Source organism: Pseudomonas sp. GW821-FHT02H06 (assembly GCF_059421525.1).
Genome location: NZ_JBWKVD010000002.1, coordinates 215,320 through 236,808 on the forward strand (window position 1 = coordinate 215,320; position 21,489 = coordinate 236,808).

34 protein-coding genes are annotated in these 21,489 nt (G+C 60.2%); all 34 read left to right on the plus strand.

Annotation, left to right across the window (positions count from 1 at the left end; all coding sequences use genetic code 11):
- Positions 1-190: 190 nt before the first annotated feature.
- The 34 genes from AC07VF_RS04125 to AC07VF_RS04290 all read left to right on the plus strand — a co-directional run bounded on the left by AC07VF_RS04125 (position 191) and on the right by AC07VF_RS04290 (position 21,488).
- On the plus strand, positions 191-853 hold the full coding sequence (locus AC07VF_RS04125; protein ID WP_495008271.1) for a phage antirepressor KilAC domain-containing protein: 663 nt from the start codon (positions 191-193) through the stop codon (positions 851-853).
- 11 nt (positions 854-864) lie between these two features.
- A complete protein-coding gene (locus tag AC07VF_RS04130) occupies positions 865-1,641 on the plus strand; it encodes a helix-turn-helix domain-containing protein (RefSeq protein ID WP_495008272.1) in 777 nt (258 codons plus the stop codon).
- Positions 1,641-2,297: a replication protein P gene (locus AC07VF_RS04135; RefSeq protein WP_495008158.1), complete on the plus strand. Its 657-nt coding sequence runs from the start codon at positions 1,641-1,643 to the stop codon at positions 2,295-2,297. Before AC07VF_RS04130 ends, AC07VF_RS04135 begins: the two co-directional genes overlap by 1 nt.
- Positions 2,294-2,494, plus strand: coding sequence for a hypothetical protein (locus AC07VF_RS04140; RefSeq protein WP_495008159.1), 201 nt, complete (start codon positions 2,294-2,296; stop codon positions 2,492-2,494). Before AC07VF_RS04135 ends, AC07VF_RS04140 begins: the two co-directional genes overlap by 4 nt.
- A 109-nt stretch (positions 2,495-2,603) precedes the next feature.
- Entirely contained in the window at positions 2,604-2,909 is a 306-nt protein-coding gene (locus AC07VF_RS04145) for a DUF1364 domain-containing protein (protein WP_495008160.1), read from the plus strand.
- Positions 2,906-3,181 (plus strand): hypothetical protein, encoded by a 276-nt coding sequence (locus tag AC07VF_RS04150; protein ID WP_495008161.1) that lies wholly within the window; start codon positions 2,906-2,908, stop codon positions 3,179-3,181. The genes AC07VF_RS04145 and AC07VF_RS04150 overlap by 4 nt, the downstream gene beginning before the upstream one ends.
- Positions 3,182-3,275: 94 nt before the next feature.
- Positions 3,276-3,692: a VRR-NUC domain-containing protein gene (locus tag AC07VF_RS04155; protein WP_495008162.1), complete on the plus strand. Its 417-nt coding sequence runs from the start codon at positions 3,276-3,278 to the stop codon at positions 3,690-3,692.
- Positions 3,689-4,984, plus strand: coding sequence for a tyrosine-type recombinase/integrase (locus AC07VF_RS04160; RefSeq protein ID WP_495008163.1), 1,296 nt, complete (start codon positions 3,689-3,691; stop codon positions 4,982-4,984). Before AC07VF_RS04155 ends, AC07VF_RS04160 begins: the two co-directional genes overlap by 4 nt.
- On the plus strand, positions 4,978-5,184 hold the full coding sequence (locus AC07VF_RS04165; RefSeq protein WP_495008164.1) for a hypothetical protein: 207 nt from the start codon (positions 4,978-4,980) through the stop codon (positions 5,182-5,184). The genes AC07VF_RS04160 and AC07VF_RS04165 overlap by 7 nt, the downstream gene beginning before the upstream one ends.
- 310 nt (positions 5,185-5,494) lie before the next feature.
- A complete protein-coding gene (locus AC07VF_RS04170; RefSeq protein ID WP_495008166.1) occupies positions 5,495-5,878 on the plus strand; it encodes an antiterminator Q family protein in 384 nt (127 codons plus the stop codon).
- A gap of 487 nt (positions 5,879-6,365) precedes the next feature.
- Positions 6,366-6,635, plus strand: a complete 270-nt coding sequence (locus AC07VF_RS04175; protein WP_495008167.1) for a hypothetical protein — start codon at positions 6,366-6,368, stop codon at positions 6,633-6,635.
- Positions 6,636-7,200: 565 nt separating this feature from the next.
- Complete coding sequence (locus AC07VF_RS04180) at positions 7,201-7,527, plus strand: phage holin, lambda family (RefSeq protein WP_495008168.1); 327 nt, start codon at positions 7,201-7,203, stop codon at positions 7,525-7,527.
- A 41-nt stretch (positions 7,528-7,568) separates the two neighbouring features.
- Positions 7,569-7,955, plus strand: a complete 387-nt coding sequence (locus AC07VF_RS04185) for a hypothetical protein (protein ID WP_495008273.1) — start codon at positions 7,569-7,571, stop codon at positions 7,953-7,955.
- Positions 7,915-8,103, plus strand: a complete 189-nt coding sequence (locus tag AC07VF_RS04190) for a hypothetical protein (protein WP_495008169.1) — start codon at positions 7,915-7,917, stop codon at positions 8,101-8,103. The genes AC07VF_RS04185 and AC07VF_RS04190 overlap by 41 nt, the downstream gene beginning before the upstream one ends.
- A gap of 60 nt (positions 8,104-8,163) precedes the next feature.
- The gene (locus AC07VF_RS04195; protein WP_495008170.1) at positions 8,164-8,394 is read left to right on the plus strand and encodes an Acb2/Tad1 domain-containing protein; all 231 of its coding nucleotides are present in this window, start codon (positions 8,164-8,166) and stop codon (positions 8,392-8,394) included.
- A gap of 146 nt (positions 8,395-8,540) precedes the next feature.
- Positions 8,541-8,753 (plus strand): hypothetical protein, encoded by a 213-nt coding sequence (locus AC07VF_RS04200; protein WP_495008171.1) that lies wholly within the window; start codon positions 8,541-8,543, stop codon positions 8,751-8,753.
- A gap of 74 nt (positions 8,754-8,827) precedes the next feature.
- Entirely contained in the window at positions 8,828-9,007 is a 180-nt protein-coding gene (locus tag AC07VF_RS04205) for a hypothetical protein (protein ID WP_369304795.1), read from the plus strand.
- Complete coding sequence (locus tag AC07VF_RS04210; protein ID WP_495008172.1) at positions 8,998-9,399, plus strand: HNH endonuclease; 402 nt, start codon at positions 8,998-9,000, stop codon at positions 9,397-9,399. Before AC07VF_RS04205 ends, AC07VF_RS04210 begins: the two co-directional genes overlap by 10 nt.
- Before the next feature lie 161 nt (positions 9,400-9,560).
- Positions 9,561-10,046, plus strand: a complete 486-nt coding sequence (locus AC07VF_RS04215; RefSeq protein WP_495008173.1) for a phage terminase small subunit P27 family — start codon at positions 9,561-9,563, stop codon at positions 10,044-10,046.
- A complete protein-coding gene (locus AC07VF_RS04220; RefSeq protein WP_122537673.1) occupies positions 10,046-11,773 on the plus strand; it encodes a terminase large subunit in 1,728 nt (575 codons plus the stop codon). Before AC07VF_RS04215 ends, AC07VF_RS04220 begins: the two co-directional genes overlap by 1 nt.
- On the plus strand, positions 11,770-11,934 hold the full coding sequence (locus tag AC07VF_RS04225) for a hypothetical protein (RefSeq protein ID WP_163023144.1): 165 nt from the start codon (positions 11,770-11,772) through the stop codon (positions 11,932-11,934). The genes AC07VF_RS04220 and AC07VF_RS04225 overlap by 4 nt, the downstream gene beginning before the upstream one ends.
- The gene (locus AC07VF_RS04230; RefSeq protein WP_495008174.1) at positions 11,927-13,228 is read left to right on the plus strand and encodes a phage portal protein; all 1,302 of its coding nucleotides are present in this window, start codon (positions 11,927-11,929) and stop codon (positions 13,226-13,228) included. The genes AC07VF_RS04225 and AC07VF_RS04230 overlap by 8 nt, the downstream gene beginning before the upstream one ends.
- A 2-nt stretch (positions 13,229-13,230) precedes the next feature.
- Positions 13,231-14,094: a head maturation protease, ClpP-related gene (locus tag AC07VF_RS04235; protein ID WP_495008175.1), complete on the plus strand. Its 864-nt coding sequence runs from the start codon at positions 13,231-13,233 to the stop codon at positions 14,092-14,094.
- A gap of 70 nt (positions 14,095-14,164) precedes the next feature.
- Complete coding sequence (locus AC07VF_RS04240) at positions 14,165-15,361, plus strand: phage major capsid protein (RefSeq protein ID WP_495008176.1); 1,197 nt, start codon at positions 14,165-14,167, stop codon at positions 15,359-15,361.
- Positions 15,362-15,416: 55 nt separating this feature from the next.
- Entirely contained in the window at positions 15,417-15,899 is a 483-nt protein-coding gene (locus AC07VF_RS04245; RefSeq protein ID WP_495008177.1) for a hypothetical protein, read from the plus strand.
- Between the two features lies 1 nt (position 15,900).
- Positions 15,901-16,242 (plus strand): head-tail connector protein, encoded by a 342-nt coding sequence (locus tag AC07VF_RS04250; protein WP_495008178.1) that lies wholly within the window; start codon positions 15,901-15,903, stop codon positions 16,240-16,242.
- The gene (locus AC07VF_RS04255; protein WP_369304785.1) at positions 16,242-16,574 is read left to right on the plus strand and encodes a phage head closure protein; all 333 of its coding nucleotides are present in this window, start codon (positions 16,242-16,244) and stop codon (positions 16,572-16,574) included. The genes AC07VF_RS04250 and AC07VF_RS04255 overlap by 1 nt, the downstream gene beginning before the upstream one ends.
- Entirely contained in the window at positions 16,567-17,052 is a 486-nt protein-coding gene (locus AC07VF_RS04260) for an HK97-gp10 family putative phage morphogenesis protein (protein ID WP_495008179.1), read from the plus strand. Before AC07VF_RS04255 ends, AC07VF_RS04260 begins: the two co-directional genes overlap by 8 nt.
- A complete protein-coding gene (locus AC07VF_RS04265; RefSeq protein ID WP_495008180.1) occupies positions 17,049-17,417 on the plus strand; it encodes a DUF3168 domain-containing protein in 369 nt (122 codons plus the stop codon). Before AC07VF_RS04260 ends, AC07VF_RS04265 begins: the two co-directional genes overlap by 4 nt.
- A 63-nt stretch (positions 17,418-17,480) precedes the next feature.
- Positions 17,481-17,972 (plus strand): phage tail tube protein, encoded by a 492-nt coding sequence (locus AC07VF_RS04270; RefSeq protein WP_192131208.1) that lies wholly within the window; start codon positions 17,481-17,483, stop codon positions 17,970-17,972.
- Between the two features lie 9 nt (positions 17,973-17,981).
- Positions 17,982-18,407, plus strand: coding sequence for a phage tail assembly chaperone family protein, TAC (locus AC07VF_RS04275; protein ID WP_495008181.1), 426 nt, complete (start codon positions 17,982-17,984; stop codon positions 18,405-18,407).
- Positions 18,383-18,616, plus strand: coding sequence for a phage tail assembly protein T (locus AC07VF_RS04280; protein WP_495008274.1), 234 nt, complete (start codon positions 18,383-18,385; stop codon positions 18,614-18,616). The genes AC07VF_RS04275 and AC07VF_RS04280 overlap by 25 nt, the downstream gene beginning before the upstream one ends.
- An 18-nt stretch (positions 18,617-18,634) precedes the next feature.
- Entirely contained in the window at positions 18,635-21,160 is a 2,526-nt protein-coding gene (locus AC07VF_RS04285) for a phage tail tape measure protein (protein ID WP_495008182.1), read from the plus strand.
- A complete protein-coding gene (locus AC07VF_RS04290; protein WP_495008183.1) occupies positions 21,150-21,488 on the plus strand; it encodes a phage tail protein in 339 nt (112 codons plus the stop codon). Before AC07VF_RS04285 ends, AC07VF_RS04290 begins: the two co-directional genes overlap by 11 nt.
- The last annotated feature ends 1 nt before the right edge of the window (position 21,489 follow it).

The following is a 21,489-nucleotide window of genomic DNA, read 5'->3' on the forward strand; positions in this document are numbered from 1 at the left end:
AAGCCAAAAGCTACCACGGATGCGCCGGACACCTATACCGCCTGAATTTCGGGCACAAAAAAGCCGACGGTCGAGGTCGGCTCTTTCTACAGCGTTAGCGAGGCCGATTATGCACACCACGAACCCCCAGAGCAATACCCGTGCTGACTCGTCAGTTTTCCCAATCGGTCAGAACATGACGCGTCAGTACATGTCTTCTCGCGAGATCGCCTCTCTTACCGGAAAGCGGCACCCAGACGTGAAGCGCGACTTTCAAACGATGGCCGCCGACCTTAAAGAAGATGTGAGCAGGTTTGCGCGCATCTATTTCGACGGACTGAACCGCAAGCAAACCGAGTACCTGCTTGACCGTGAGCACACCGATTGCCTGCTCACCGGTTACAGCGCGCCACTTCGCATGTCAGTCGTTCGCCGCTGGCGCGAGCTGGAAGAGCAGGGCGCCCCACGCATCCCGGCCAATTACGCCGAGGCGCTCCAGCTAGCCGCGGACCAGGCCAAGGAAACCCAGCGACTGATAGGCGTGCTCGAACTCCAAGCCCCCAAGGTCGCAGCCATTAATCGGCTCGCGGCCGCTGGCGGTTCGATCTGCATCAGCGATGCCGCAAAGCACCTCCAGATTTCACCGCAACAGCTTTTTGCCTGGCTTGAAGCCCATCGCTGGATATTCCATCGCGGCGGCTCCAAGCGTTGGACTGCCTACCAGCCTCAGATCACCAAGGGCTTCATGGTGCACAAGGTGACCGAACTCAAACCCGACGCCGAGACTGGTGCTGAGCGCGCTGCGTACCAACCACTGATCACCCCGAAAGGCCTGGCATATCTGGCCGGAAAGAACATTGGAGCCGCGCTGTGAGTGTTCAAGCTATGTCATGGGCTCTCGCACTGCCGAAGGCTTCCCTTGAAAACCCTGCTGCCCGTCACGTGCTGCTGTGCCTGGCGAACTATGCCGGTAGCGATGGCCGTGGGGCCTTCCCGTCTGCGCTGACCCTGTCAGACGACACAGGTCTTTCCGAGCGCACCGTGCGCCTGAAGCTGGATGAGCTGGAGAAGGCGGGCTTCATCACCGAGGGCAATCAGGCCATTGCCGCCGCTTACATCGATCGACGTGACCGCCGCCCAGTCGTGTACGACCTCCAACTTAAACGGGGTGCAAATGCTGCACCCCGTAAAGAACGGGGTGCAGATAACCGCACGGGGTGCAGCTCACAGCAGAACGGGGTGCAGGAAAACGCAGAACGGGGTGCAGCAGCTGCACCCAATACATCACTTAACCATCAATTAACCGAAGAGCAGCAGCTGCAGCGCGATTTGGCCGCTGAGATTGCCGAGCAAGACCTCGCCGCCGCTGAATGCCCATCGCCGAACCAGCGCTTCGCCATGTTCGCTGCTTGGGAGCCGAACGCCAAAGCGCTTGCTGACCAGATCGCAATCGCCGGAATACCTGCGGACTCAGTGCCGGAAGCGGCCGTTCGGGCCTTCAAGGGTTTCTTCGCTGCCCGCCCTGGCACGGTCGATTCATCGCCGGGCTGGTGCTACCGACTGGTCCAGTGGGTGCGGAAAGAGCGCGTGAAGTCTGCCGGCAAAGGCCAGGCACCAGATTTCGACGACACCAGCTGGGCTGAAAACTTGGGGGGTCTGTGATGAAGTCCATCGCGAGCATCATGCAGCAACTGCCGAACGTTCCATCCGCCGAGGTCGTGCCGCTCAAGATCGACTCAGGTACGGTCCAGGTAATCAACTCTCTGTTCCGCGAGCTGATGGCGATCTTCCCCGCGTGGAAGCAGGCGTGGCCTGACGATGCAGCCATCGGCGCTGCCAAAGCCACTTGGGTCAAGGCGTTCATGGCCGAGAACATCAACCGCATCGAGCAGATCCGCTTCGGGATCGAGCAGTGCCGCAAGCTGGGCTCGGACTTCGCACCGAGCGTTGGCAAGTTCATCAAGCTGTGCCAGCCCACGCCGGAAATGCTCGGCATCCCACCGCTAGAGAAGGCTTTCCGCGAGGCCTGCCGTAACGCTCACCCGTCCATGGCCGGGCAGGGAAGGTGGTCGCATCAGGCTGTCTGGCATACGGCGAAAGAGTGCGGCTTCGAACCGCTCAACCGCCTGGAATCTTCCCTCGCCATGAAGCTGTTCGAGCGCAACTACGTGATCACTGTCCGCCGCATGATCGAGGGTCTGCCATTGCAGGCGATGCCCTTGGCCCTGCCGACCCGCGCTGAAGCCCGGCGCACTCCCGATATCGGAAACAAGGCCTTGGCCGAACTGCGCGCCCGCCGCGCCGGAGCATCAGCATGAGCGACACCAGACTTGCTGCACCTGACCCCGCGGCGTTCCGTTACGCCGTTTACGCGTGCTCATCGAAGATCGATCTGTCGACTCCGCCGGATCCAGCTGTCGCGCTCTTTGATCGCAAAGGCGTTGCCGAGTCGTTCGGACGGTTGATGTGGCCCAGCACCTTTGAAGTCGTCGATCTGATGGGGGCCGCATCATGAGAACGATCAAGGCGCTCGCCAATGTTGCCAGGTGCTTCATCGCTTTCATGGGGGCCAGCTACGACGGGTCTGTCCCTCCAGTTGAATCTCAGTTCGGGGCGTGGATTTGATGACTAAACAAACAAAGTTCACTAAGGCCGCGCGCGGCCGTGACTGCCAGATCCGTGTGCCTGGCGTGTGCAACGGCAACCCCGAAACCACGGTGCTGGCTCACCTGCGGATGGCCGGCACGCGCTGCGGCATGGGTATGAAGCCCCACGACCTGCAGGGAGCCTGGGCGTGCTCTGCCTGCCATGACGCCGTCGACGCGCGCAGCAAATCCGAATTCACCCGCGAGCAGCTCAGCCATATGCACATGGAAGGCATGGTGCGGACCATCGACATTCTGGTGAGCGAAGGGAAGGTGGCAGCTTGAACAGCCCAGCAATGATGTTCGGCGGGATCCCGGTGGTCATTTCCGAGCACCTACCGACTATGAAAACGATCAAGTGGCGTACCGAGCGCAAGTGGTGCCATTGGAAGAACAGGCCGGAGCTTCGGTACCGCAACCACGCCAAACAGGTGCCATGCGAAACGGTCCTGATGTTCAACGGCAAGGCGGTCATGTCCTCGGCCAGTTGGGCAAAGGTCGAATTGGAGCTCGCTGCACGGGGTTTTGAGGCCGAATTCTACAGGGGAAAGCCATGACCTGGTTGCAACTCAAAACACTGCTGAACACTGCCAAAGTTCTGCATGACGGGCGCGGCGGCTTCGCTTTCACTCCGCTGCGCGGTTCGGCGAAATGAGGCTGTTCAAGCCGAAGGCCACCCGCGAGAAGCCGGTCGACCGCGAAGGCCTGGAGCAGGCAGCGCTGATCAAGGAGCTCGAACTGCGCCTGCCTGCTGTGGCCGCTTTGATCTATCACGTCCCCAATGGCGGACACCGTCACAAGCTGGTCGCCATCAAGCTGAAGGGGCAGGGCGTCAAAGCGGGCGTGCCCGACCTAGTGCTGCCGATGGCGCGCGGCGGCTACTTCGGCCTTTACCTCGAGTTCAAGGCGACGGCGCCGAACGACGCGGCGGTATCGGCCAGCCAGCAAGTGTGGATTCGCCGGCTCAACGATCAGGGCTATCTGGCGATCGTGTGCCGGGGTCACTTTGATGCGATGGAGCAGATCCGCGCTTACCTTCGACTCGCACCGACTGTGGTGGCTGCATGACCATGACCGTTGCGTTCTCCGATGCTGAGTTGCGGCGCCGTGCCGAAGACCCTGCTGCGGTGCTGATGCGTGATCCACGCCATCCCGGGCTGTATTTCCGCTTCACCGAGGCACGTCCGCGCGGCACCTGGAGTCTGGTGGTGCGCAAGAAGTGGCTGCGGATCGGCTCATACCCTGAGTTGTCCGCCAAAGCGGTGCTGGCTGCTCTGCCTGAAACCCGGCAGCGCCTGTCCGCCGATGCAAAGGCCACCGCCGCCATTTCCCCGTGGGCCACCCTTGGCGAGTTGCTGGCCTGGTACAGCGACAGGATGAGTCGCGACCGGCATCTGTCAGCCAAGCGGAAGGCCACGGCCAAGTCAGCAATCGCCTGCCACCTGATACCGCGCGTTGGCGACTTGGCGCTGGGCGAGATCGATCGCGCGACGTTGGACACGAAACTGATGTGGCCTCTGCAGGAGACGCTTTCGCTGGAGTTCGTGCGGCTGATCTTCGCGCTGCTGGTGCTGGCCTGCCGCCAAGCGCACGCGCTGGGCTCGATCCCGGCCAATCCAATGGCAGGCATCAAGTTCAGCGACTTCTCGAAGACCAAGATCAAAGCCAAGTCCGCGCGCCTGCGTGGCGTTCAGGTGGAAGGCCTGCTGGGTCAACTGGCCGAGGCGTTCGAGCGGCGCCCGGCTCAGGGCATGCTGGCCTTGATGATGCTCTGTCACGGCACCCGTGTTGGCGAAACCCGCATGGCGCTTTGGTCGCACATCAGCCTCGCTGACCGCACGTGGCATCTGCCGGCCGCGCACACCAAGACCCGCGTCGAGCATTCGCTGCCACTCACCGAGCAGGTTTGCGCGCTGCTGACCCAGTACCGAGCCCGTCAGGCTGCCACCGGTTACACCGGGCAGTACCTGTTCCCGGCCCGACACGGCAAGGGCATGAGCGAGGGCCAAGCCAGCATGGTGTTCACGCAGCTCGGGCAGGGCGAGTGGACCAGCCACGACCTGCGCAAGTTGGCTCGAACCGGTTGGGCAGATCTTGGCATCGACTTCCTGATCGGCGAGATGCTGATCAACCACGCCATGGGCCACAACGTGCAGGCCTACATCCACACCACTGTCGAGACCCGCAAACGCGAGGCGCTGGAGAAGTGGCACGCCCATTTAGACGCCAAAGGATTTAGCGCGATTCACGGGTTGGAGGGAGTCGAAAACAAAGAGTCCAGCATTCTGCTACAGGCCGCGGCCTATATGGCCTGCAACCCTATTCAAGAATCAACCATAGGCGAGGTTTCAAAATGCTGATTTTGGTCGATCCGCGCCGCGATCTGGCAGTTCAGCCAAGCGACATCAGCTCGATGCAGACCGTTGTTCTACCCAACGGCCGCTCTGCGCTGCAGCTGCACATGATTTCAGGCAGGGAGATCCTCATCCCGGCCTACAACGATTCGGGTCGTATAGACCTCAATGTGGTGCACGCCCAGATCTTGGAGGCCAGCAAGTGAGAAGCCACGGACCAGCTTTTCGGAAGGAATTGAAGCCGTTAATGGAGTGCGGTGTCTGCCGCGGCGCGACGGTTGTGCGCGGCATTTTCCATCAGCTGGATTGCGACCATTGCTACGCATCTGGCTGGGTCTGCGCCAGCACCGGAGAGCCGCTCCCGCTGCCTGAGATGGTGCAGCAGCTCAACTTGAAGCTGCGGAGTGTCACTGCCGAGCTGAACCGGGCGCGGCACAGCCAGGGCGGCGCGCACGAACAATACGAACAGAACAACCGCCGCGGCGCCGGCGGATCAAACTACACAGGGGACTGAACATGAATATCCGCAAACCGTTGCACCGTCCTCTGGGCGATACCGAGAACATGCTGGAGCAGTGGGGCTTCTGGCGTATGGATGGTATGGGCGTGCCGGGCTACACGTCGCCATCGCTGGCAATCATGCGAGACGTGATGCCCTCAACGAGCAAGTCCTACGCCATCACCGACGAGCTTGCCGGGGTTGTTGACGCGGCCGTCGCCAGGCTCTGCCGCCGTGAGGCGCAGATGGGCGACATGATCTGGCTCTACTACGGCGCGAAGTGGCCCGCCACCCGAGTGGGTCGCCACTATGGTGTGAGCGAGATGAAGGCACGGGAGCTGATAAAGGCCGGTGTAGCATGGATTGATTGCGCGTTGGAAGACCTGAGAGAAGCCGCATAGAAAACAGTTGTCCATATGGAATAGCTCTGTTTTCATGGCACGGTGTTCAACGCATTCTGCGCGACACCCCATTTATAGAAGCTCGGCCACTGTGTCGGGCTTTTTTTGTTTCCACGGTAGGCAGACTGTCATGAGGTCTATACCGAGTTGTGAGGCCTGTGGTAGCGGCATGCGACCAAAAAGGTTATGGCGAGTCGTATCACGAGCTGACCGCATAACGACCGGCCTACGCGGACGTAGTCGCGTCCCGAAGCTTCCCATGCAATTCAAGATTACGGCCACACCAGTGTCCTCCAACTATTGGCGTGGCCTCTTGAGTCGTTTGACCTCTGACAACGCAGCCCTAAGTCCTTCGCAGGGGCTAACCCGCTAATCCTTAAACTGCCGGAGATCAACGGTATTACCGTTCAGCGGGGAATATGAATTTGGCGGAGCCAGCTCTCATCAAACTAATGCCCGGCATCTGAGCTGGGCAAAGGAGACAATCATGAGTATTGGCAAAGAAAATGTCGGGAAGGGCTCTGGAGGAAGATCTTCGGAGATGGAGGATGCGTCCCGTGACCAGGAGGTGCATACCGGTACCGCTGGAAAGCCCGGTAAAGCCCCCGAAAAAACCAAACCGTATGATCCTGATCGCAGTGATGATCCTGGTAAATCAGATGTCACAAGGGATCCGACTGATGACGCTGACGAAGATGACGGTTCCCAGCAGGGTGATGGGGCTACCGTAACCCCAGGCGGTAAGCCGCTGCCGTAGTACTACCACCCCCTAGCCCCGTTCCGGCGGGGCTTGTTGGGAATTACGATCTTAGTTGCGTGGGTCACGCATCCATTCGATGCAGGCAGCCCGTCTGCTGATGTCAAGCTGGAAAATACTGTGCAAGTGCATAAAGCCCGGCCGGAGTGCCGGGCTTTATGCGTTTCGGGTCTGTCCATCTCTTAAGAGTACTCACTGGCACGCCTCAGCGCAGCTGCATCTGCCGCGCTGATTAAGTCTGTGAAAGTGCCGTCGTAACTCATCACGCGAAATACACGAATATGTCCTAACAGCGCGAAATTCGCTGGGACACCGTTTGCTTTCAGCCACACACACTTTGACGGGTATTTCACGGGAGCGCAGAAAGGACCCGCAATTCTAGTAGGCCTTATCGTATGGCTGCTGGTCCCTCAGGTGATGGGCAGACTAGTGGTAGGAGCTCGCACATTCTAAAGCCTCGGCATTTGCCTGGGCTTTTCGTTTTCGGCCCCGTCACACCCATCGCTCCGAACTGGGAGTGCTACGGGGCTGATTCATTCTTGACCCCGCGAGGGTAGACACTCGGATGCTTGTCATGCCCGAAAAGAATCCCGATTTCTGGGCCATCATCTACCAGGCCCTAAGCAACCCGCTGTGGCAGGGGGCAATTATGGCAGTTGTTATTTCAGGTCTCCGCGTGTTGTACGAGGCCAAAGAAACCAGCAAGCGCAGGATCATCCTCGAGGCGCTGATGTGTGGCGCCTTGAGCCTGTCAGCCAGTAGCGTCATTGAATGGATGGCCTGGCCTTCGAGCTTGTCGGTCGCCGCTGGGGGATCCATCGGCTTCATCGGCGTCACGGCAATACGCGAACTGATCATCCGGTTCCTCGGACGCAAGGCGGATTCACTATGAGCCTCGAGCCCGTTGTCGCAGTCGCAAAAGCCGGTTCCACGTTGCGAGCCATTGCGGCCGGCAGCGTGATTGTCATCGTCATGGGGCTGCTGATCGCTATCCAGCAGATCCGGGTCGTTACGTTGCAGGGCGCGGTCACCTTCGAGCGAGATGCTAAGCAACTGGCAGTCGATGCCAACAAGGAAAGCCAGGCCACGATCACCACGTTGAAAGCTGAAGCCGTCCGTAATGCTGCGTACACAGCCGATCTGGGCAAGCGCATCAAAGCCAGCGAAGACAAGGCCAAAAAGGCCAAGAAGGATTTCGATGATCTCAAGCGCAACAGCAAACCTGTTCGTGATTGGGCTGCTCAGCCTTTGCCTGACGGCCTGCGCGGCAAAGCCGCAAGTGGTAACAAAGACAACGGCCATAAGGCTGGAAGCCCCTGAGCTGATCCCATGCGAGCGGGTCAATGCAGACGACACCGATCTGCGTGACAACGGCGACGTGTGGGAACTGAAGGATCATGCCATCAAGCTGCTCGACACATGTGCCGACCAGGTCGATGCGCAGATCGTCCGCAGCCAAAGCAAGTAGAAACCGCCACTAAATCAGATGCGCCCGTCTCGCGGCGCGAATCTCCCAGAGGGCAACACCATGGATAACCAGCACAAGAAGATCACTGGCTACCGCGACCTGACGCAGTCTGAAATCGACGGCATGAACTCGATCAAGGCCCTCGAGGCCGATGCGGGGGAGTTGTTCAAGCAGATCGGCGAGATCGAAGGCGTGGATCAGCGTCTGCTCGCACTGGCAAAGACCAACCTGCAGCAGGGTTTCATGTGGTTCGTGCGGTCCATTGCAAAGCCCGCAGACCCTTTCAGCTGAGTCACCGGAAGAAGTCCTGGCTCGTTTCAGCACCAGGCTATCCACCATTCCCCATGATCATGCAGGAAGACAACGACCACGCTGGTGCCCTGGCATTCGCGCGTTGTAAGTGGCCGACCTGCACCATTCGATAATCGAGGTCATTCATGCCACGTAAACGAGCACCAGCACCAACCGCCGAGATCGTCCAGCCTGCTGAGGTGCCTTCACTGGCGCCCGGCGCCAACGAGGTAGGCCACCTGGACCAGCGCATCACGGCCTCTATTAATGACGCGAAGACTGCTGGGCTGCCTATGGGCTTCATCGTTGCGGTCCTTCATGCACACGCCTTGCGTGAAACCCAAGCGCTGATCGGCTGACGGTGAACTGATCATGGCCTGTAGTGGATGCGCCGCCCGGCGTGAGCGGATCAAGAAGTGGTCGAAGGTAGCGTATGAACGAGCAGCTGATCTCTTTGCTGGAAAGAACAACGGCAGCACAGGAAGCCCAGGCGAAGGCGATGCAGATGGTAGCCGAGCGTCTAGACCTGCTGATTCAGGCGCTGGCCGAGGATGAACCCGAAGACCCCGATGCCCAGCCCCTCCGATACATGGACGGCACGCCATGCCGCTGAGATCGCAGAAGCCATGCAATGCCCAGGGCTGCAACACGCTTACCCGCAACCCTCGGTACTGTGATGAGCACAAAGATGTGGGCAAGCAGTTCGAAGTGAAGCAGCGGGAGAAGCAGCGCGAGACCAGCAGCCAGCGTGGCTATAGCTACAAGTGGCAGCAGGCCCGCAAGTCGTACCTGGCCAAGCACCCGCTGTGTGCCGAGTGCGAGCGCCAAGGATTGGTGGTGGAAGCTACTGATCTCGACCACATCGTGCCGCACGATGGCGACAAGGAAGCGTTCTGGGTTCGCTCTAACTGGCAGGGCCTGTGTCACCCATGCCACAGTCGCAAGACGGCGGCAGAGGATGGTGGATGGGGCAACATAAGGGCGTCCCGTGCCGGTAGTGCATGAATGAGATTGATTCTCGTCGAATTTCATCGAATTCAGTGCAAACGAGAAAGATTCCCATTTCTAGGGGTGGGGTGGGCTAAAAGTCTGGGACCTTTCGCTTCTAGACCGCGCCCTCAGTCGTTTTTTTACACCCGCGAAATTAAAAATTCAGGAGTTGCGCGATGGGAGGCACCGCCACGGTCGCCGGCCGTGGTCGCAAACCCAAGCCAACGGCCAAGAAAGCACTGGCCGGAAACCCGGGCAAGCGTGCGCTGAACACCGCCGAGCCCCAGTTTTCCAAGATCACCCACATCGACCCGCCGGAGTGGTTCAGCCCTCGGGCGGCCACCATGTGGAACATGATTGTTCCGGAGCTGTTGCGCGAGAACGTCGTCGCGATCACCGATCTGCATAACGTCGAAGCCTTCTGCAGCGCCTATGACAACTGGCGCATGGCGCAGGAGTCGATCAAGGCGCACGGCATTGTGGTGACCGGTGCCACCGGCGGCCCGATGAAGAATCCAGCCCTGACCGCAGCAAACGAAACGATGCGCCAGATGGTGACGTTCGGATCGATGCTGGGCCTGGACCCGGCAAGCCGCACACGCTTGATCGGCGGCAATAAAGAAAAGGAAACCAACGAGTTCGCAAAATTACTGAGTAGCTGATGGCCAAATCCGCCCACCCCAACGTCGACAAAGCGATGGCGTGGGGTCGGTCATTGCTTCGCGGGAAGGTACCGGCCTGCCGTTACATTCATCAGGCGGTCCAGCGCCACTTCGATGACGTGGCTGCCAGCCGCAAGCGTGGGTTCCGCTTCAAGTTTGATCCCGCGAAGGCTGAAAAAAAGCTGAAGCTGATGCAGCTCCTGCCGCACACGAAGGGCGAGTGGGCATTCAAGCGTCAGCTGATCAGTCTGGAGCCCTGGCAGCTGTTCGGCCTGGCGGTCACATTTGGCTGGGTCAAGAAGAAAGGCGGCCACCGCCGGTTCCGTGAAAGCTATTGGGAAGTGCCCCGAAAGAACGGGAAGTCCGTCGTCGCCGGCGGCGTTGGTATCAGCATGTTTGTGGCCGACGGCGAGTTCGGCGCCGAGGTGTATGCCGGCGCGACCACCGAGAAGCAGGCGTGGGAGGTTTTCCGGCCCGCGAAGCTGATGGTCAGCAAGTCGCCCATGCTGATTCAAGCTGCCGGCATCGAGGTCAATGCCTCGAACATGAACATTCCGTCCGACTTCAGCCGCTTCGAGCCGCTGATCGGTGATCCCGGTGACGGTGCTTCACCGAGCTGCGCGATCGTTGACGAATACCACGAGCACCGGACCTCGGCTCAGTACGACACCATGCTGACGGGGATGGGCGCACGGCGTCAGCCGTTGATGTTCATCATCACCACCGCCGGCGCCGATATCGAAGGTCCTTGCTACGACAAGCGCCGCCAGGTCGTAGAGATGCTGGCCGGCACCGTGCCCGACGAGGAGTTGTTTGGCTGGATATGGACTCTCGACGAGGGGGATGACTGGACCGACCCGAAAATGCTGGCGAAGGCCAATCCGAATCACGGCGTTTCGGTGTTCCAGGAGTACTTGGAAAGCCAGCAGGCGAGGGCCATTCGGTCCGCGCGGTTCGCCAACACGTTCAAGACCAAGCATCTCAACCTGTGGGTCAGTGCGAAATCCGGCTTTTTCAACATGGAAAGCTGGAAGGCCTGCGAAGACACGACGCTTACGCTCGAACAATTCGAGGGCCAGGAGTGGATAGCCGGCTTTGACTTGGCGCGCAAGCTGGACATGAACTCCAGGGCGCGCCTGTTTTGGCGGGTTATCGACGGCAAGACCCACTATTACTGCATCGGTCCGAAATTCTGGGTGCCTTACGACACTGCCTACAACACCGACAACAAGCGCATGTCGGAGCGCTTCCAGGCTTGGATCAACTCGGGGCATTTGGAAGTCACCGACGGGGCGGAGATCGATTACCGCGAGATCCTCGAGGACACCAAAGAGGCCAACCACCAGGCGCCGCTCAGGGAGTCGCCAATTGACCCGCACGGTGCAACCGGTCTGAGCCACGACCTGGACGATGAAGGGTTCAACCCCATCACGATCACGCAGAACTACACCAACATGTCCGACCCGATGAAGGAGCTTGAGGCCGCGATCGAGTCTGGCCGATTCCATCATGACGGCAATCCGATCATGACCTGGTGCATAGGCAACGTCATCGGCAAGACCCTGCCGGGCAACGACGACGTGGTGCGTCCGATCAAGCAGGGCGATGACAACAAGATTGACGGGGCGGTGGCGCTGATCATGACGATCGGGCGCGTGCTTGTAGATGCAGCGCAGAACACCACCGAATCTTTCATGGACTCAATCCGGAATCCAATAATCGCATGAGCCTGCCATTGATGTTTTTCATCCTGACGGCGTTGGCAGGTTTCGGCCTGCTCGTCGGAGGGGTTTTTATCCTGTTCGGCATCGGGTGGGCGCTCATTGCAGCGGCTGCATCAATGTTTCTGATTTCCGGCTTCATTCAAAAAGGTCTAGCAGGTGAATAAATCTCTCTCGCTGGTCCTCGGCAGGTCTGCGGCCAAGCCGATCAGGTCGCTCGGCGACTGGACGGGAAAAGCCATCCGCCTGAGTGACGGGGGGTTCTGGGGCGCATTCCTGGGCAACCAGTCCAGCTCCGGCAAATCCGTGAATGCCGACAACGTCATGCGCCTCTCCACCGTTTGGGCCTGCGTTCGGATCATCTCCACTTCTGTCGCTGGCTTGCCACTGGGCGTATTCCGGCGCAAGGCCGATGGCGATCGCGAGGACGCGCGAGATTTCTCGCTGTACGACGTGATCCACAGCAGCCCCAACGAGGACATGACTGCGTTCCAGTTCTGGCAGGCGGTGGTGTCGTCGATGCTGCTCTGGGGTAACGCGTACTGCGAAATTCACCGATCAGGCGGCCGGGTCATTGCCTTGGACTTCCTCCTGCCTTCCCGGGTGGATCTGGATGTCGATGATGACGGGCGGCTGGAGTATTGGTACCGGCCCCGCAAAGGGCCTCGCCGTCAGATCGCCCGCAGCGACATGCTGCATATCCCCGCGTTCAGCATCGATGGGCGAGTGGGAATGTCTGCGATCCGATTCGGCTCCGAGGTCTTCGGTGCGGCGATGTCTGCCGACGACGCCGCGAACGGCACGTTCAAAAATGGTCTGCTCCCAACTGTCGCGTTCAGCGTTGACCGAGTCCTAAAGCCTGATCAGCGAGAAGAGTTCAGGGAGTACGTGAAAACGGTATCCGGCGCCATGAATGCCGGGAAGTCGCCGGTACTTGAACAGGGCGTGAAGGCTGAAACCATCGGCATCAATCCGGTGGATGCACAGCTGCTTGAGTCGCGCGGACACAGCATCGAGGAGATCTGCCGCTGGTTCGGCGTCCCGCCGTGGATGGTGGGTAAAACGGACGCCGGCAGCAATTGGGGGACTGGTCTTGAGCAGCAGATGATCGCCTTCCTGACCTTCTGCATCAGCTCAATCACGAGCCAGATTCAGCAGTGCGTTAATAAGCGCCTGCTCACGCCGGTCGACCGGCGAACCTACTACACCGAGTTTTCGCTGGAGGCCTTTTTGAAAGCCGACAGTGCGGGACGCGCGGAGTGGTACAGCAAGATGACTCAGAACGGGATCATGACCCGTGACGAATGCCGCGTTAAGGAGAACCTCCCACGCCACGGCGGCAACGCTTCGGTGCTCACCGTTCAGACCAACCTCGCGCCAATCGACAAGCTCGGCCAGTCCACCGACGGGCAAGCCGCTCAAAACGCTTTGAAAAACTGGCTCGGCCAGGCCCAGGAGTAACCATGCCACTGAATGTAAACGCTCGCAGTTTCAACTGTGAGCTGAGCCCGCGCGCGCTTGATTTGTGGAATCCCGATCTGCGCGCCGCGCTGGAAGCCGGCACCGATACGATCACCATGTACGGGATCATCGGCGAAGACTGGTACGGTGATGGCGTTACGCTCAAGCGCGTCGACGCTGCACTGCGCTCCATCGGCGACAAACCGGTCACCGTCTATATCAACTCGCCTGGCGGTGACATGTTCGAGGGGATCGCGATCTACAACCGTCTGCTTGAGCACTCCCAAGAGGTGACGGTCAAGGTCCTGGGCTTGGCCGCTTCGGCCGCGTCGGTCATTGCGATGGCTGGCGCCAAACGCGAAGTCGCCAAGACGGCGTTCCTCATGATTCATAACTGCTGGACCTACTTCGCCGGGAACCGCCACGCCATCCGCGAGCTTGCGGACACGATGGAAGAGTTCGACCGCGCGATGATCAGCCTGTACGCAGACACCAGCGGCCAGGACGAGTCCGCGGTGGAGAAGATGCTCAACGCGGAGACCTACATGAACGGCTCGAACGCCGTCGATAAGGGTTTCGCCACCGGCCTGATCGCGGCATCCGAAGTGGAACAAGCCCCCAGCGAAGAAGCTAATCAGGCCCACTCGGCCCGCAAGCTCGACGCTGCGCTCGCCAAATCAGGCATGCCGCGCAGCGAGCGCCGCAAGCTCATTTCAGAAATCAAGACCAGCACGTCTAGCGCTGCTGGCGGCGACACGCTTCGCGCTGTCGTGCCGGGCAAGCCTAGCGCTGCCCTTGATGTATCCGCGTTTGAAGAAACCGCAAATCAGGCGTCGGCACTTCGGGGGCTCATCCCCGCCTGCTGATCGACTGGCGCTGCAACCCATTTGATAACCGCCCTAGAGGCGGTTTTTTCATTTCTGAAAGGACAAAATTATGGCTGTAGATCTTTCTGCAATTGAAGCTTCCCAAAAGCAAACCCAAGCCGACCTGAAGGCCGTCGGCGACCAGATCAAGACCTATGCCGAGCGCACCGAGAAGGAAATCAAAGCCTCCGGTGAAATGCAGGCTGACACACGTGGCAAGGTGGACGAGCTGCTGCTGAAGCAGGGCGAGCTTCAGGCGCGCATGCAGGATGCTGAGCAAAAGCTGGTCAATGCGAACAAGCGTCATGACCCGGAAGTTCAGCAGTCTGCCGGTCAGCTCGTCGCTGCGAAAATGACCGAAGAGGGCGTCAACAGCTCTTTCCGCGGCTCCCGCCGTGTGACCGTACCACGAGCCGCAATCACCTCCGTGCCGACCTCCGGCGGCGCTCTGGTGCAGACCGAGCGCGTCGGCATCGTTCTCGCGCCTCAGCGCCGCTTGACCATTCGCGATCTTGTTGCGCCTGGCACCACCGACAGCAACGCTATCGAGTACGTGCGTGAAACCGGCTTCACGAATAACGCCGCAATCGTCGGCGAGGGTCTGGCAAAGCCCTACAGCGACCTGAAATTCGAGCTGCAGAACGCCAACGTGCGAACCATCGCACACCTGTTCAAAGGCAGCCGCCAGATCTTGGACGACGCCTCTGCGCTGCAGAGCTACATCGACGCCCGGGCTCGCTACGGCCTGCTGATGGCCGAAGAGGCCCAGCTGCTGTACGGCAACGGCACCGGTAACAACGTGAAAGGCATCATCCCCCAGGCCCAGATTTACGCAGCGCCTGCTGGCATCCAGGTGCAGGCGATTCAGCGTATCGACCGCATTCGTCTGGCGCTGCTGCAGGCGCAGCTGGCCGAGTTCCCGTCCACCGGCATCGTGCTGAACCCGATCGACTGGGCGGCCATCGAGCTGCTCAAGGACGGTGAAGGTCGCTACATCATCGGCAAGCCGCAAGAAGGCACCGCGGCGCGCTTGTGGAACCTGCCGGTCGTTGAAACCCAGGCCATTGTTCAGGACCAGTTCTTGGTGGGCGCCTTCAGCCTGGCGGCGCAGATCTTCGATCGGATGGGTATCGAGGTGCTGGTGTCGACTGAGAACGCCGACGACTTCGAGAAAAACATGGTGACCATCCGCGCTGAAGAGCGCTTGGCCTTCTCTGTGTACCGCCCGGAAGCCTTCGTGACCGGTCCTCTGACCCCAGCGGCTTAACCCTTCCCACAGAGCGCCGCCCGCGGGCGGCCTCACTGATTCAGGAGAAACGAACATGGCACGTGCAAGCGCGAGCGATGCGACCAAGGGGGCTGCTACAGCCGCGAATACGACTTCTGCCCCGTCTGGTCAACCGACCCCAGCAGAAAGCACCACCGCCACGGCCGTTGTGCCCGGCGTACAAGGTGGGACCGCGGTAGCAGATAGCGCTTCCGTGGTAAGCGCAGGGACTGGTCCGCTCCAGCCCACTGATCCGGCCAATGGCATCGGCAACGCCGTGCAGGCTGGTCAACCGGCCTCAGGTGCCGCAGCAGCCGGCTCGACGATTGCCCTCGACGCTGCTGCAGCAACCGGTGACCAGTTGCAGGCGAATGGCGCTGCTGAGGACGGCAACGAGATCATGATTTACCCGTTGCGCAGCTACCTGGACGGAAAAGAGATCCGCCGTGCCGGAGGTAAAGGCTACAAGTCGCCGAAGCATGACGCGGTGTCGTTGGTCGCAGCTGGCCTGGCCACCGACAAAAAGCCGAAGGTCTGACATGAACGCCATCCCGACCGATCAAGCGATGCAACATTTGCGGGCGGACGAGGATGACCGCGAGTACGTCGAGCTGCTGCTGACCGCCGCCGAGGACAGTGCCGCCCAGTTCATGAATCGGCGGTTCTATCCGGACCTGGATTCGCTGGGGGCTGCTGTGCTCGAAGGGTCGGCCGGCCTTGACCCAGTACTCATGAATGCATCAATCCGCGCGGCGTGTCTGCTGATCCTGGGTTCGCTCTATGCCAACCGGGAAGATGCGGCCAGCGGTGCCGCATTCAGTGAATTGCCAATGGGCTCCCGATCACTGCTGACGCCGTACAGAATCGGCTGGGGGATCTGATGCGCGCAGGAAAGCTTCGCCACCATGTGATGCTCCAGCGCGCCGAGTACTCACAAGATCCAGTGACCGGGGAGGTTACCCCGTCATGGGTTGAAGTCGGCAAGGTATGGGCCGCTATTGAGCCGCTGTCGGCGCGCGAGTTCATCGCCGCAGCGGCAGGTCAGTCGGAGGTGGCGGCGCGCATCGTGATTCGTTACCGCCCGGGCATCACGTCGACCATGCGAGTTCTTTACCGAGGTAAGGTCTACAACATTCAGGGTGTGCTTGCCGACATGGACAGCGGCCTCGATTACTTGACGCTTCCATGCAGCGAGGGCGTGAGCGATGGCTGATACGGTGCAGTTCAGCCTGACCGGCATAGATTCGCTTGTCGCCAAGCTGGAAGCCGTGTCGTACGACGTGAAACGCAAGGGCGGTCGTGCGGCGCTGCGCAAGGCCGCTCAGGTCGTTGCCGACAAGGCGAAGGAAGGAGCGCAGAAGCTCGACGATGCGGCTACGGGCCGCTCGATCGCAAAGAACATCGCGCTTCGCTGGAATGGCCGGCTGTTCAAGGCATCCGGCGATCTCGGCTTCCGCGTTGGCGTTCTTCACGGTGCGAAAATCGCCAAGAAGGGCAACCCCGACGAGGGGGCGGCCGGGCCGACACCGCACTGGCGGTTCTTCGAGTTCGGGACTGCCAAAATGGCGGCAGACCCATTCATGCGTAAGGCCCTGGCCGATAACATCAGCCAAGCCACGAACGCGTTCATCACCGAATACGAGAAGGCCATTGACCGGGCGATCCGGCGCGCGACGAAGGCAGGCAAATGAAATACCCACCAATTTTCCAAGTTGCCGCTGCGGATCCTGCAGTAACGGCCTTGATCGGGGAAAACCCGGTCAGGCTTTATCTTTTCGGTATGGCGCCGGATAAACCCGCCGGTACCTATTGTGTGTGGCAAGTCATCAACGGCAGCCCCGAAAACTATCTGGCTGGGCGCCCCGATGTGGAGGCTTACAACCTGCAGGTCGACGTCTACGCATCAACTGCCACAGGTGCTCGGGCTGCTGGTCAGGCCATTGAGTACGCCATCGAACTGGCTGCGCGGGTGACGAGTTACAACGGCGAGACCCGAGATGCCGAGACAATGCTCTACCGCTACAGCTTCGACGTCGACTGGATCGTCCAGCGATAACCGAATACCCAGAACCGGCCCGCCACGCGCGGGCTTTTTTGTGCCCGACATTTGGAGATCACCATGTCGATTCTGTCCCAAGGAACCCAGATTTACGCGCTGGTGCCGCCATTGTCCGGTACCGGTCCTAAGACCGTGCTCGCTATCGAATGCGCCACGGCGTTCAGTCCAGGTGGGGCTCCGGCTGACCAGATTGAAGACACTTGCCTGGAAGACCAGGAGCGCAGCTACAAGAAGGGTTTGCGCACGCCTGGGCAGGCCTCGCTGACTATCAACGCTGACCCCAACAACGCAAGTCACATCCGGCTTCACCAGCTTTCCGAAGCGAACGGCGATACGACCATCCCGTGGGCGGTTGGCTGGTCCGACGGGAAGTCTGCACCGACGCTGAATGCCGCCGGTGACGATTTCGAACTTCCTGAAGATCGCACCTGGTTCACCTTCAGCGGGTACGTCTCCGACTTCCCGTTCGACTTCGCAGGAAACACCGTCGTGAGCACCGCGGCAACCATTCAGCGTTCCGGCGGCTCCGCCTGGATTCGCAAAACGACATAAGGCGAACCCATGAAACTCACTCTGGAAAGCCTCAAATCGGTCGGCGCTTTCACTGGCCGCCCGGTCGAAAAAGAAATCAAGTGGTCGCAGGGCGATGACGAGTTCACCGCAACAGTGTTCATCCGTCCGCTGGGCTACCAGGCGGCGGTCAGCGATGTTACGGCGCTGAACGGCAAGCACGACAGCCTGGCAGGACGAATCGCTGCCAGCGTCTGCGATGAGAACGGCAATGCCGTGTTCACCGTTGGCGATATCACCGGGACGGCCGACCCCCAGCGCGGCGCCCTTGACGGCCGTCTCACCGTAGCGCTGCTCGCCGCCATCTTCGAGGTGAACAACCTGGGAAAGACGAAGCCCTCACTGACGGAGAAGAGCTCTGGCACGAACTCGCGACCACGTTCGGCTGCACGATTGCGGAAGCCCAAGAGCGCCTAAGCCTTCGTGAATACAACCGCTGGGCAAAGTACCGGCGGGAACGCGGCTCTCTGAACGTGGGGGCCAGGATCGAGCGCAGCGTTGCACTCTTGACCACTATCTACGCGAATCGGATATCCAGAGATGGCGGCTTCAAGCTTGCCGACTTCTTGCCGCATGAGCGTGCGCGCGAGGTCAGTCTTGAGGAAGCGATGGAGGCATGGGTGTAACACTCCCGGAGATTATGAATGGCCAGTAATTCACTGGGTACGCTCACGCTTGATCTGATTGCGAAAATCGGTGCATTCACTGGCCCGCTAGACAAAGCGAGTCAGGACGCGAAAAAGCGGACCGCGGAGATCTCCAAGTCATTCGACAGTTTGGCAAAGGGCGTGGGTGCCGCGGTCGGCACCATACCTGCGGCGCTCACCGCCCTTGTCATCCATTCCGCAAGCGTGGCGAAGGAAATCTCAAACCAAGCGGCGATGGCCGGCCTGGGCACGACGGAGTTTCAGAAGTACGCCGCTGGCGCTCAGAGCGTGGGCATCGAGCAGGACAAGCTGGCCGATATTTTCAAAGACACCAACGACAAGCTCGGGGATTTTGCGAATACGGGCGGCGGTGCTCTGAAGGACTTTTTCACCAACATCGCACCTAAAGTTGGCCTGACGGCTGACAGCTTCAAAAAGCTCAACAGCAAGGACGCGCTGGCCCTGTACGTCACGAGTCTGGAGAAAGCGAACGTCAGCCAGCAGGAAATGACGTTCTACATGGAAGCGATCGCCAGCGACTCCACTGCGCTCGTGCCACTGCTGCGCAACGGCGGCAAGGCGTTCGACGAATTGGGAGCCTCTGCCGAGGCCGCCGGCGGCGTCATGGACGAAGGCACCATCGCGGCGGCGAAACAATTCGGGATCGAGATTCAAGGGCTTGAGCAGTATCTGACCTCTGCAAAGACCATGCTTGCCGCTGAATTTCTTCCGGTCATTGCTCAGTTTGCCAAGGACCTGAACTCATCGGCGAAAGAGGCTGGCGGGTTGAAGGGCGTTGTAGGAGACCTCGGCGAGAAGCTGGTCGAGTCCACTGCGTTAATCGCTAACGCCGGGGATGGCGTGGTTCGCGTGTTTGACGTGATCGCGAACACGCTGGTCGGCATGTTCGCCACGGCCGTAGGGCACACCGACAATTTGGCGGCGCAGGCCAACACTGCGCTTTCAGTGCTCACGTTCGGTGATACATCGAAGGAGTTCAAGCAGAACGCTGCTGACTTTGCCAACAGCGCCCAGATTCAGTTCGGAGTGGCTGCGCAGGCTGCCGGTAAGATTCACGAAAACCTTGACCGGCCGCTGGTTGGGGATCAGTTCAAGGAGTACGTGGCCAATGCCAAGAAGGCGGCCGCTGAACTCGCCAAGACGACTCCTTCCATCACGCCCGGCACTGGTTCGGGCGTGGACCCGGCAGCGATTGCGGCCGCCGCCGCGGCTGCGAAGAAAGCCGCTTCTGATGCAGCTGCGGCCGCGAAGAAGATTCAGGACTCGTTCGCAGATTCCGAAACGGATCTGCAGCGACAGATCGAGCTGATAAACACATCGGTGGATGCAAGGAAAAATGCCACCGAGGTTTCGAAGCTGCAGTTCGAGATCGAATCCGGGAAGCTGGTCGGCATCAATGCCCAGCAGCAGAAACGACTGCTTGGGCTTGCTTCTGAGCTGGATGTGAAGAAACAGCTCAAGCAGGCGAACGAGGACGAGGCAAAGGCAGCAGCCTTCGCGGCCACGCTGAACGCCGCCAACCAGACCGCCAAATCCGGCTTTGATCAGGAGATCGCTGACGTTGGCTTGGGTGACAAGGCGCGCGATCGCCTGAAGCAGGACCTGGCCATCCAGGAGGATTACAACCAGCAGATGGCGGATCTGCAGAAGCAATTGAACACCGGCGATATCAGCCAGGAAACTTTCACCAAGCAAACCGGGCAACTCAAAGACGCACTGGCCAAGCGCCTCGCGATCCAGCAGGACTATTACAAGGGGCTGGATGCGGCGCAGGCGGATTGGATCAGCGGAGCATCTGCCGCCTTGGCGAATTACCTGGACAGCGCACAGGACATTTCCGGACAGACTCAGACCTTGTTCACCAGTGCCTTCAGCTCGATGGAGGATGCAGTCACGAATTTCGCCCTGACAGGCAAGCTCTCGTTCGCTGACTTCACCAAGTCGGTGCTGGCTGACATGGCCCGCATCGCTGCCCGACAGGCTGCCAGCGGCCTACTAGCCGCCGGTGTTTCTGCGGTCGGCGGATTATTCGCCGGCGGCGCTACGGCAGGGTCTTCCCAGTCGGATTACACGGGCGCCGCTTTCTCAAGCTGGGCAAGTACTCAAGCCAAAGGTGGCGCATGGGCTGATGGAATCCAGATGTTCGCCAAGGGCGGTGCGTTCACGAACGGGCTGGTTTCATCCCCGACTACGTTCGGGATGGCTGGCGGGAATGTAGGGCTGATGGGCGAGGCCGGCCCGGAAGCGATTCTGCCCCTGTCGCGCACCTCCGACGGCTCGTTGGGCGTCAAGGCGATCGGCGGGGGCGGTTCCGCGTCGTCCACTCAGGTTCTGATCCAGCAAACGATCGCTGTCCCCGATTCCAGCGGCGGCGGTGCCACGCAGGATATGCAGGCGGTTGGCCAAGCCTACGCGGACACCGCCAAGCGAGGTGCTCAGCAAGCCATCGCCGAAGAGCTTCGGCCCGGTGGAGCAATCTGGAGAGTCATAAATGGCCGTTGATACATTCACCTGGTGCCCGAAGATCGATGCCACTAGCGCTCCGGAATATCGAACCCGTTCATCAAAATTCGGCGACGGGTATGAGCAGGTCGTGGGCGACGGGATCAACAACCGCGTCGACAGTTGGTCGCTCACCTTTGTGGTCGGTAAAGCCACCGCGCTGGACATCAAAGCTTTCCTCGACCGTCACGGCAATTTCAAGTCGTTCCTTTGGACGCCACCACTTGGCGAGCTCAGCTTCTGGCGCGCTGCGGCACCTGCCGTAAGTGCCAAGGGCGCGGGGTTCTACACCCTGACCACCACATTTACCCAGTCATTCATGCCATAGG